The organism is Pseudomonas sp. PS01299 (assembly GCF_029960145.1).
In the GTDB taxonomy this organism is placed as follows: domain Bacteria; phylum Pseudomonadota; class Gammaproteobacteria; order Pseudomonadales; family Pseudomonadaceae; genus Aquipseudomonas; species Aquipseudomonas putida_A.
In genome coordinates, this window is sequence record NZ_JASCPO010000069.1 from 17,459 (window position 1) to 27,993 (window position 10,535).

Annotated in this window: 11 protein-coding genes; 7 read left to right on the forward strand and 4 right to left on the reverse strand. The window is 60.9% G+C overall.

The genetic code is table 11. The annotated features are described in order from the left end of the window. Window positions 1–20 precede the first annotated feature (20 nt). The 3 genes from QMX91_RS14530 to QMX91_RS14540 form a co-directional block, all read right to left on the reverse strand. Window positions 21–611, reverse strand: a complete 591-nt coding sequence (locus QMX91_RS14530; RefSeq protein WP_095135366.1) for an HD domain-containing protein — start codon at window positions 609–611, stop codon at window positions 21–23. Window positions 612–688: 77 nt separating this feature from the next. Next, window positions 689–1,246: a helix-turn-helix transcriptional regulator gene (locus QMX91_RS14535; RefSeq protein WP_098968386.1), complete on the reverse strand. Its 558-nt coding sequence runs from the start codon at window positions 1,244–1,246 to the stop codon at window positions 689–691. A gap of 75 nt (window positions 1,247–1,321) precedes the next feature. Beyond that, a complete protein-coding gene (locus tag QMX91_RS14540) occupies window positions 1,322–1,720 on the reverse strand; it encodes a RidA family protein (RefSeq protein WP_134786185.1) in 399 nt (132 codons plus the stop codon). 122 nt (window positions 1,721–1,842) lie between these two features. On the opposite strand from QMX91_RS14540, the gene QMX91_RS14545 reads away from it, so the two are divergent. Continuing rightward, window positions 1,843–2,787, forward strand: a complete 945-nt coding sequence (locus QMX91_RS14545; protein ID WP_282412948.1) for a LysR family transcriptional regulator — start codon at window positions 1,843–1,845, stop codon at window positions 2,785–2,787. A gap of 74 nt (window positions 2,788–2,861) precedes the next feature. Next, window positions 2,862–4,022: a radical SAM protein gene (locus tag QMX91_RS14550; RefSeq protein ID WP_282412949.1), complete on the forward strand. Its 1,161-nt coding sequence runs from the start codon at window positions 2,862–2,864 to the stop codon at window positions 4,020–4,022. On the opposite strand, the gene QMX91_RS14555 is transcribed toward QMX91_RS14550, so the two are convergent. Continuing rightward, window positions 4,004–4,891 carry a LysR substrate-binding domain-containing protein gene (locus QMX91_RS14555; protein ID WP_139054481.1) on the reverse strand — a complete coding sequence of 296 codons (888 nt, stop codon included), beginning with the start codon at window positions 4,889–4,891 and terminating at the stop codon, window positions 4,004–4,006. The genes QMX91_RS14550 and QMX91_RS14555 overlap by 19 nt on opposite strands. A gap of 135 nt (window positions 4,892–5,026) precedes the next feature. On the opposite strand from QMX91_RS14555, the gene QMX91_RS14560 reads away from it, so the two are divergent. Genes QMX91_RS14560 through QMX91_RS14580 form a run of 5 tightly spaced genes read left to right on the forward strand, consistent with a single transcriptional unit; the run spans window position 5,027 to window position 10,339 of the window. Beyond that, window positions 5,027–6,079 (forward strand): agmatine deiminase family protein, encoded by a 1,053-nt coding sequence (locus QMX91_RS14560; protein WP_098968391.1) that lies wholly within the window; start codon window positions 5,027–5,029, stop codon window positions 6,077–6,079. A gap of 3 nt (window positions 6,080–6,082) precedes the next feature. After that, on the forward strand, window positions 6,083–6,991 hold the full coding sequence (gene aguB, locus QMX91_RS14565) for an N-carbamoylputrescine amidase (protein ID WP_282412950.1): 909 nt from the start codon (window positions 6,083–6,085) through the stop codon (window positions 6,989–6,991). Between the two features lie 2 nt (window positions 6,992–6,993). Beyond that, window positions 6,994–8,097, forward strand: coding sequence for an extracellular solute-binding protein (locus tag QMX91_RS14570; protein WP_282412951.1), 1,104 nt, complete (start codon window positions 6,994–6,996; stop codon window positions 8,095–8,097). 47 nt (window positions 8,098–8,144) lie between these two features. Beyond that, on the forward strand, window positions 8,145–9,266 hold the full coding sequence (locus QMX91_RS14575; RefSeq protein WP_282412952.1) for an agmatine deiminase family protein: 1,122 nt from the start codon (window positions 8,145–8,147) through the stop codon (window positions 9,264–9,266). 50 nt (window positions 9,267–9,316) lie between these two features. Beyond that, window positions 9,317–10,339 (forward strand): GlxA family transcriptional regulator, encoded by a 1,023-nt coding sequence (locus QMX91_RS14580; protein WP_135295611.1) that lies wholly within the window; start codon window positions 9,317–9,319, stop codon window positions 10,337–10,339. Window positions 10,340–10,535 lie beyond the last annotated feature (196 nt).

Here is a 10,535-nt window from a genome sequence, read left to right on the forward strand (position 1 = left end):
TCCGAGATGAATCGGCCGATTCAGGATCGCTCGTTGCCGTTTTGGCCGTCGCTGATGCGCTGTCGCGTGTCTTGGTCGATCAGCTCACGCAGGGTGGCGAAGACCGGGTCGGCACTGGTGTATTTCTTGCCGTAGCCCAGATTGAAACCGTAATCGAAATCCGCCGGGTTCAGCCCCTGGTTGTGTTGCAGCAGCGTCTCCAGTTTATCCAGTGCCTTGACCGCTTTGGCTTCGGCGGACTGAGCATTTTCGTAGTCGTCCCACAGCGCCAGAATTTCGCTGCGCAGCGCCTCATCGAGCGCACCGGTCAGCAGCAGAAGGTCGTTGCGTTCCTGTTCACCCTTGTCGGGGAACGCGGCCTGATTGACCGCTGGAATGTCACCATTGATGGCTTCGCCCAAATCGTGAATCACGCACATCTTCAGGACCTTGAGCAGGTCGAGGCCGGCCAGTTGATCGGCGAATACAATCGCCATCAGGCACAGGCGCCAGCTGTGTTCGGCGGTGCTTTCGGTGCGGCCGCTGGAGGTGTGCGCGCTGCGCAGCACGTCCTTGAGTTTTTCTGCTTCGCGCAGGAATTCGAGGCGGCCTTTGATCATTTCCAGGTTCATGTGTCTGCCTGGCTGATTACGCCGAAAAGCTCAGCCTGGAACCGTAGGGGCTTGGCGTCCACGCATAAAATATGCGTTCAGAGGGTTTCCACCAGCCGCGCGGCGCTGCCGTCGGAGAGTGGAATGCGCGTCCAGCGGCATCGGCCGGCGCGGATCGGCACGAGGTCGGAGGCATTGCTGCCGGTGCTGAATTCCACGGCTGGCGGCGCCTGAATTTCGTGCCAACCGCTGGTTGCCAGGGCCGACTCTCTGAGCACAATTTCCGGCGTTGCGAAGCGCCACAGCGATTGTCCCAGCAACGTACTCAAGGGTCGGGTGAACTCGGCAGCACGCGCAGGAGAGCAGGCCAGCAGGCGATGGGTGAGGTCGCAGATCAGGTGCATCGGCCGCTGACTTTCCCCGATCAGACGCGCCAATACCTGATCGGCGGCGCTGTCCAGGCGCGCAGTCAGCAAACGCTCCAGTTGCAGTTGCGCGGCAGGTTCCATCGCCTGCACACCGCTTTCCCAGCGGGAAATGGTCGACTGGGTGACGTTGAACAACTGCGCCGCGTGAGTCTGTTTGACGCGATGCAACAGGCGCCAGCGTCGCAGGGCGATACCGGGCAGGGCGGGCTTCAATAACAGGTCTGACATGGCGGTTGTCGAGCAAAGGCAAGCGGGCCGGACAGTCTGAAGACTGCCGACCCCCGGTGCAAATCCGCCAGACGATCAGGCCGTTTCGCGCAGTTTGGCAATCACCTTGATCTCGAACTGAAACCCGGCCAGCCAGGTCACGCCCACCGCAGTGATCGTCGGATACGGCGCACTGCCCCAGTACTCCGGCACCACTTCCCAGATGGTTTCGAAGGTCGATTGTGGATCGATCATGAACACCGTGACGTCCACCGCATCGGCGAAGCTGCAACCGGCGGCGTCGAGAATCGCATTGAGGTTATTGAACGCCAGGCGCACCTGGTTCTGCAGATCCGGTTCGGGCGAACCGTCTTCACGGCTGCCGACTTGCCCCGAGACGAACAGAAAACCGTTGGAACGAATCGCTGGCGAATAACGATGGCGCTCGTAAAGCGCATGGCGGGCTGGCGGGAACACGACGTCGCGCTGGGTCATGGGTGTCTCCATCATTGTTTGGTGGTTGTTGAAGGAGTGACTGTAGGGACTTGCGCAGTGGCGATAAACGCGCAAGCTTGGCGCTCACTGTTTGCAGATTCCAAACAATCCGAGGGTGCAAAGTGGACCGTTTCGATGCAATGCAGGCGTTCGCCCGGGTGGTCGAGGCGGGCAGTTTCACCAAGGCTGCCGAGACCTTGCACATGAGCAAGACCACCGTGACCCAACTGGTGCAGCAACTGGAAGCCCGGCTGCGGGTCAGGTTGCTCAATCGCACCACACGCAAGGTCAACGTCACTGCCGATGGCGCGATTTACTACGAGCGAGTGATCAAGCTGTTGGCCGATATGGACGACGCTGAAACCGGTCTGTCCGGCGCGTCGGCATTGCCCAGAGGACGCTTGCGCGTAGATGTGCCGAGCCCGCTGGCGAGGCTGATTCTGGTGCCGGCATTGCCTGAGTTTCATGCGCGTTATCCGGACATTCAGATCGACATGGGTGTCAGCGACCGCATCGTCGACATCATCGATGAGAACGTCGATTGCGTGGTGCGCGGCGGCGAATTGCTTGATCAGTCACTGATGGCGCGGCGGGTGGCCGATCTTCAGCTCGGGGTTTTCGCCGCGCCGGATTATCTGGCCCGCGCCGGCACGCCGCAGCATCCACGCGAGCTGGAGGACTCGCATCATCGGGTGGTCGGATTTCTCTGGGCCCGCACCGGCAAACCCGTGCCTTACGCCTTGCACAATGGCAGCGAACACCTGCAGATCAAGGGCCGCCACGTGCTCGCCGTCGATGACGGCAACGCTTACCTTGCGGCAGGTCTGGCCGGCATGGGTGTGCTGTGGTTGCCCAGGTACATGTCGCACGCGCATCAGGCTCGGGGCGAGTTGGTGCCGCTGTTCGAGGACTGGCAACTCGAGCCGATGCCGCTCTACGTGGCGTACCCGCCGAACCGGCATATCAGCCAAAAGCTAAGGGTATTTATCGATTGGATCGTGGAATTGATGGCGCACCATGGCAATGGCCCGGAACTTGCTGAGCCGCGCTCCGGGACTGTCAAATAACTAACGAATAACGCCAACCATGACAGTCGCTTGCTCTGGATGCACCGCTATTCACTCAAGGAGCGTCACCCGTCATGAACATGTATATCGATATTGTCGGTGCGTGCAATTTAAGCTGCCCTTCGTGCCCGATGGGCAACTCGGAAAACGTCAACTTCAAGAAAGCCATGCAAGTCGACATGTTCCGCAAGATCGTCGAGAAGGCCCGCAACGAAGGGGTCGAGACGATCTTTCTGTACAACTGGACCGAGCCGTTGATCCATCCGCGAATCGGTGAGTTTGTCGAGATCATCAATGCCGCCGGTTTGCAGAGCGGTATCAGTTCCAACTTGAACCTGGCCAAGAACATGGAAACCGCCATGCTGGCCAACCCGTGGTTCTTCCGTATTTCGTTGTCCGGGTTTTACCAGGAGACTTACCAGCAGGGGCACGTGGGCGGCGACATTGAAGTGGTCAAGGCCAACATGATCAAACTGCATGAACTCAAGCAGCAACATGGCTTGAGTACGCGCATCGAGGTTTACTACCACCGTTATCTGGACAACATGGAAGAAGAAGGGCTGATGCGCGAATTCAGCCAGAGTCTGGGTTTCGAGTTCTCCACCGGGTATTCAGTGATGATGCCGCTGGAGAAAACGCTGGCGCTGATCGAGCGCGACCCTTCGGTGACGGCTACCGATCATGAAACCCTGAAAAGGCTGGCGCTGCCGCCCTTCGACGATCTGGTCAATCTGGTCCGTCAATATCCCAAGCAAGCGTGCTCGCTCAAGGATGACTGGCTGGTGCTCGACTGCAACGGCAATACCGTTTTGTGCTGTTCCGTTTTCAATCAGACCGAATACCAGGTCGGCAAGTATCTGGACATGCCTCTGGCGCAATTGACCGGCCTGAAGTCCACCCAGAAAAATTGCGTCGACATGTGCAATCGCTGCGCAAAAAACGGCTTGCACATCTACTCGACCCAATCCAATCGGGGGCCGCTGGAAAGTCACGCCGTCAACCGCATTATCGACTTCCAGCGGCGCACGATCATGGGGCTGCCGGTCGAAAGCGAAAAGCTTGGGCGAACCGGTGAAGTCAGTGCGGATAACTTCGACGAAGCGCAATACCTGCATATGAATCAGGACGTCAAAAACGCGATTTCCACGGGCGCGTTCACCAGCGGTTATCAGCATTACGTGCTGTTCGGTCGTCTGGAAGGCCGGCTCGGTGCGGGTTATCTCACGGTCGTCTGATCGTGCGGATCAGGTCCCGCCAGTTGGCTTGAAAGCCATTCACTGAAGCATCGCGCCATCGGGTCATTCTCGCTGTCGCGATGGGTCAGCAGCGCCCAGTTCGGGCCACGAATGGTTTGCTCCACCAAGGGCTGCAACAGCCCGTTTTCCTGCGCCTGATGGCTGAGCAACTGACTGACCAGCGCAATCCCCAGCCCTGCCGCAGCGGCATCGAGCAACAAGCCCGGATCGGAAAAATTCAGCCCCTGATCCTGTTGCCCGACATCGACGCCGGCCTCCACCGCCCAGTGGCTCCAGTCCATTTCCCGCTCACCGTGCAGGGTCGTGCGTTGCGCGGCGGGCTGCGCCAAAACGCTGGGATGACACGCCGGAAACAGGCGGTCGGCATGCAGCACCTTGAAGCTGCATTCAGCCTGGGAGCTGATGTCGTCGCGCACCGCCAGGTCGATGGTTTGCGTGGCCATGTCCGGCACTTCATCGGTGCTGAAAATCCACAGATCGACTTGCGGATGCTGGCGCCGAAAATCCGCCAGACGCGGCAGCAACCAGTGCCGGGCAAACGCCGGCGTGGTGTTGAGCACCAGTTGATTGGGCTTCTGATATTGCCCCAGACGCCGGATGCCGACCGCCAGTTGCTGCAGCATCGCCTGGGTGGTGCTGAGCAGATCGTGGCCGGCATCGGTCAGCGCGACACTGCGACCGTTGCGAAAGAACAGCGGCTGTTCGAGGTACGCTTCGAGGCTGCGAATCTGCTGGCTGATCGCCGATTGAGTAAGGCTCAACTCATCGGCCGCCTTGTGAAAACTGCCGAGGCGCGCAGCCGCTTCGAAGCCGCGCAGGGAGCTGAGCGGCGGCCAGTGTTTGAGCATATTGATAAGTTCCTCTAATCAGTTGTGCGCTAAATCCATCGTTTGTTGCTGCGATTTCAGCGCCGTAGCATTCACCTCACGCCAAATCCCGGCAGTTTCCATTGAACACAATGGCTTAATCGAGAGGTGCTTGTCATGCCGCGCAACGAGAATAACAACAACGCTTGGATGATGCCTGCCGAATGGGTGACGCATGCCGCGACCTGGATGGTCTGGCCGCACAACAAGGCGCTGTGGGAGTCAGGATGGCGCGTGACCTTGCCGTTGGTGCAAGAGGATTTCGCCCGGGTCGCCAACGCCATCGCACGCTTCGAACCGGTGAAAATGGTCGTCGATCCGTCGGCGCTAGCGAGCGCCAAAGCCCTGTGCGGGCCGAACATCGAGCTGATCCCGCTGGCGGTCAACGACAGCTGGTGCCGCGACTCTGGCCCAAGCTTTGTCTGCCACCCGCAACAAGGGCTGGCCGGTGTCAGCTGGCGCTTCAATGCCTGGGGCGGCAAGTCGGCGCATGAGCTGGACGAAAGCCTGGCGCGGCGCGCACTCAATCATCTGGGGCTGGAATGCTTCGGCACGCCGTTGAGCAACGAGGGCGGGGCGATTCATGTCGACGGCGAGGGCACGCTGATCACCACCGAGTCGGTGCTGCTCAACCCCAATCGCAACCCGGGCATTGGCAAGGCCGAAATGGAGGAGATTTTCAGCCGTTTGCTCGGCGTGAAGAAAACCATCTGGCTGCCGGGCGACCCGGACTACGTCACCGGCGACATGACTGACGGTCACGTTGATGGCGTCTGCGCCTTCGCCCGTCCCGGCGTGTTGCTGGTGGATGCGACCCACGACCAAAGCTCGGTGTACGCCGAAGTGGTCCGCGAAAACCGTCGTGCGCTGGAGTTGGCGACCGACGCCCAAGGCCGCCGGTTCGAGTTGATCGAACTGTTCGAAGCCAGCGAAGCGGTGGACAGCGACGCCGAAGTGTTCTGCGCCTCGTACACCAATTTCTACATCGCCAACGGCGCGATCATCATGCCGGCCTACGGCATCGAGGCCGACGAGGTGGCGGCCAAAGTGCTTGCGCAGGCGTTCCCCGGACGCGAAGTGGTGCCGGTGCGCATCAATCATCTGGCTCATGGCGGCGGCGGGGTGCATTGCATCACTCAGCAGCAACCCGCCTGGCCGGCGGAGGGTTGAGTGATGAGCCATCTGACCATCGCCACCACCCAGATGCCGTGCACCTGGGATCTGCCGCGCAACCTCGATCAGGCCGAGCAACTGGTCCGCGACGCGGCCGCGAAGGGCGCGCAGGTGATCCTGTTGCAGGAGCTGTTCGCCACGCCATATTTCTGCATCGAACAGAGCCACAAACATCTGGCGCTGGCCGAGGAGTATCGCGACAGCCGCGTGCTGCAGCGTTTCGCTGCGCTGGCCAAAGAGCTGGGCGTGGTGTTGCCGCTGAGCTGGTTCGAGAGGGCCGGCAACGCCTTCTTCAATTCGTTGAGCGTGGCCGATGCCGACGGGCGCCTGTCGGGGGTGTACCGCAAAACCCACATCCCCAACGCCATCGGCTATCAGGAGAAGGAATATTTCAGCCCCGGCGATAGCGGTTTCCGCGTTTGGGACACCGCATTCGGCCGCCTCGGTGTGGGTATCTGCTGGGATCAATGGTTTCCCGAGACCGCGCGTTGTCTGGCGCTGATGGGCGCTGAAGTGTTGCTGTTCCCCACGGCTATCGGCTCCGAGCCGGGCTGCGCGGTGCTGGATTCTCGCGACCACTGGCAGATGACCATGCGCGGCCATGCCGCCGCCAATCTGCTGCCGGTGGTGGCGGCCAACCGGGTCGGGCGAGAAGTGGCAACCACCGATCCGTCGCTGCAGATGAACTTCTACGGTTCGTCGTTCATCAGCGATCACAAAGGCCAGTTACTGGCCGAAGCCGACCGCGACAGCACGGGCGTGCTGGTACACAGCCTCGATCTCGATGCGATGCGCGAAGAGCGCCTGTGCTGGGGCATTTACCGCGACCGCCGGCCGGACATGTACGGCGCGCTGCTCAGTCAGGATGGTCGCCACCTTCATGCACGCTGGAACACTCAAGGGGTTTGAACATGGCTACGCACCACAAAAGATTACTGGGCGCGCTGGGCCTGGCACTGACTTGCGTGATTCCGGCGCTGCATGCCGAGGACAAAACCCTGCGCCTGTACAACTGGGCCGATTATTTTGCCGAAGACACCCTGAGCCGCTTTACCGCGGAAACCGGGATCAAGGTGATTTACGACGTCATGGATGGCAGCGAAACCCTCGAAGCGAAAATGCTTTCTGGCGGTAGCGGCTACGACCTGATCTTCCCCGGCGACACTGTGGCCGAGCGCCTGATGCGCGCCGGCAGCCTGATGCCGCTGGACCCATCGAAGCTCACGGAGGTGGCCGACATCGAGCCCGGCTTGCAGAAATTGCGCAGCCACTACGAGCACTCCAGCAAAGCCACCGTGCCCTACACCTGGGGCACCATCGGCCTGACCTACAACGCGGCGCAGATCAAGCAACGCATGGCCGACGCGCCGGTCAACAGCCTGGACATGCTGTTCAAGCCGGAGCTGGCGGCGAAGTTCGCCGACTGTGGAATTTCGCTGATCGACTCGCCGGATGAAGTGCTGGCGATGGTGCTCAATTATCTGGGCCGCGATCCGCGCAGCGCGAAACCGGCGGATCTGGCGGCGGCCAGTGAGGTGCTGATGAAGCTGCGGCCTTATGTGCGCAAGTTCCAGTCGCAACCGGTGACCGATCTGGTCAACGGCAACCTGTGCCTGTCGCTGGGTTACAGCGGCGACATGACCCAGGCCCAGCGCACCTCGGACAGCGCCGGCAAGACCACCCGGTTTGAATACCGCATCCCTCGCGAGGGCACCACGGTGTGGATGGACACCATGGCGATTCCGGTCGATGCGAAACACCCGGAGTACGCCTACGCGTTCATCAATTTCGTGATGCGCCCGCAGAACATGGCCGCGATCAGTAACTTCACCGGTTACCCGACTTCCAACGCCAAGGCGCGGGCCGGCGTCGATGCCGCGATGCGCAATAACCCGGACATCTACCTCGACGAGGCGACCTATGCTCGATTGATCCCGGGCAAGGACATCCCCCAGGCCGACATGCGCGCACGGATGCGCACCTGGACCAAATTCAAAACCGCCACCCACCCATGATTCAACGGCCGGCGCCCGGTCGCCGGCCCTTTTCAGGAAAACCAGAGATGTCGACACGTCGTGAGTTCATCAAACAGCTATCGGTCGCTACAGGTGTCAGCGCCGCAGTCATGGGTCTCGGGCTGGCGCCGGGCAGACTACTGGCGGCCAGTGCGGGGGATTGGTTCATGCCCGACGAGGGTGACAGGCACGAACGCGCCTTCATTGCTTTCGGCGCACAGGATGCGATCTGGGAAGATTTCACCGCCGATGTGCAGGCTGCGCTGGGCCGCATCGCCCGCACCATTGCCCGTTATGAGCCGGTCACGGTGTTGTGTCGCAGTGGCGAACGCAGCCTCGCCGAAGAGTATTGCGGCACCCGCAACGTCACCTACGTGACCGCCGCGCTCGACGACATCTGGATGCGAGATATCGGCGCCAATTTTGTCATCGATGACAAAGGCGGGCTTGGCGCGGTGGACTTCAATTTCAACGGTTGGGGCAACAAGCAGCGGCACAGCAAGGATGCGAAAATCGCTGCGCGAGTGGCCGCCGATGCACAGGCGACCTACCTGCGCAGTGAACTGGTGGGCGAGGGCGGTGGTATCGAGGTCGACGGCCACGGTACCGGGATCATGACCGAAAGCAGCTGGATCAACAGCAACCGCAATCCCGGCTGGAGCAAGGCCGATGTCGAGGCTGAATTGAAGGAACGTCTGGGCCTGCGCAAAATCATCTGGCTGCCGGGGATCAAGGGCAAGGACATCACCGACGCCCACGTCGATTTCTATGCACGGTTCATCAAGCCCGGTGTGGTGATCGCCAACCTCGACAGCGACCCTGAATCCTACGATCACCAGGTCACGCTGGCGCACCTGGAGATTCTCAGGAAAGCCACCGACGCTGATGGTCGCAAACTGCAGATCCACACGATTTCGCCGCCACTCAAGCCGCGCAAGAGCAAGTTCAACCAGAACAACCCGGACTTCGCCGCCGGTTACATCAACTACTTCGTGATCAACGGCGCGATCATCGCCCCGGAATTCGGTGACAAGGAGGCCGATAAAAAGGCTTATGACCTGTTATCGAAGCTGTACCCGCAGCGCAAAGTCGAGTTGCTGAACATCGATGCGATTGCTGCCGGCGGCGGCGGGATTCACTGCGTGACCAGTCATCAGCCGCAAGCGTGATTGACTCTTTGGCCCATCAAGCCAACTATCGGCGCATAACAACATGACCGATGGGCCAGACCTTGATCGAACGACGTCAATTCAGCGGAGGCATGAAGGGTAAAAACCTCCGCTATCTGAATGAGCAAGCCGCCGAGACCCGCATCACCCGCACCGGTTTCCTGTTGCTGGAGCACTTCTCACTGCCGGCCTTCACCCAGGCGCTGGACACCATTATCACCGCCAACCTGTTGCGCGCCGGACTGTTCAGCTCGCGCACGTTCGGGCTGGGCGAGGGTGAAGTGATCAGCGATCTGGGGCTGGTGATTCGCCCGGATGCGCGGATTGACGCCGCCAGCCTTGCGGATCTGGACGTGCTGGTGGTGTGCGGCGGCTACCGCACTGAGCTGAAGGCCAGCGAGGAGTTGAACAGCCTGCTGCGCTCGGCGGCGGAGCGTGGGGTCAGTCTGGCTGGTTTGTGGAACGGTGCGTGGTTTCTCGGCCGCGCCGGGCTGCTCGATGGTTATCGTTGCGCGATCCACCCGGAACACCGTCCCGCACTCACGGAAATTGCCAAAGCCACTCAGGTCAGCAGCGAACCTTATGTGATCGATCGCGACCGGCTCACGGCATCGAGCCCGTCCGGGGCTTTCCATATGGCGCTGGACTGGATCAAGAGCCTGCACGGCAAGGCGCTGGTCGAAGGCATCGAGGACATTCTGGCGTTCGAGGAGTCGCGGTACCGGCGGATCAAACCGGATGAAAACCTCTGCGTCAGCGCGCCGTTGCGCGAGGTGGTCAAACTGATGGACGCCAACCTCGAGGAGCCGCTGGAGCTGGAGCAACTGGCAGTGTATGCCGGTCGCTCGCGGCGACAACTGGAGCGCTTGTTCAAGGAGCAACTCGGTACCACGCCGCAGCGCTATTACCTGGAATTGCGCATCACCGAAGCCCGGCGCCTGCTGCAACACACCGAGCTGTCGCAGATGGAAGTGCTGGTGGCGTGTGGTTTCGTTTCGCCGAGCCATTTCAGCAAGTGCTACAGCGCGTTTTTCGGTTATCGACCGTCCAGGGAAAAACGCCTGGTCAAATAACCCGCGCTGTTTCTACTGCCAGCCACAGACCGACCCCTGTGGTTGGTGTCAGAACCACTGGCTTAGCACAGACTAATGTGGGAGCGGGCTTGCTCGCGAAGGCGGTGTGTCAGTCAGCATATGAATTGGCTGACACGGCCCCTTCGCGGGGCCACCCCGCCCCCCCACCTTTAATTTGTGGGGTGTCACGCCCCCG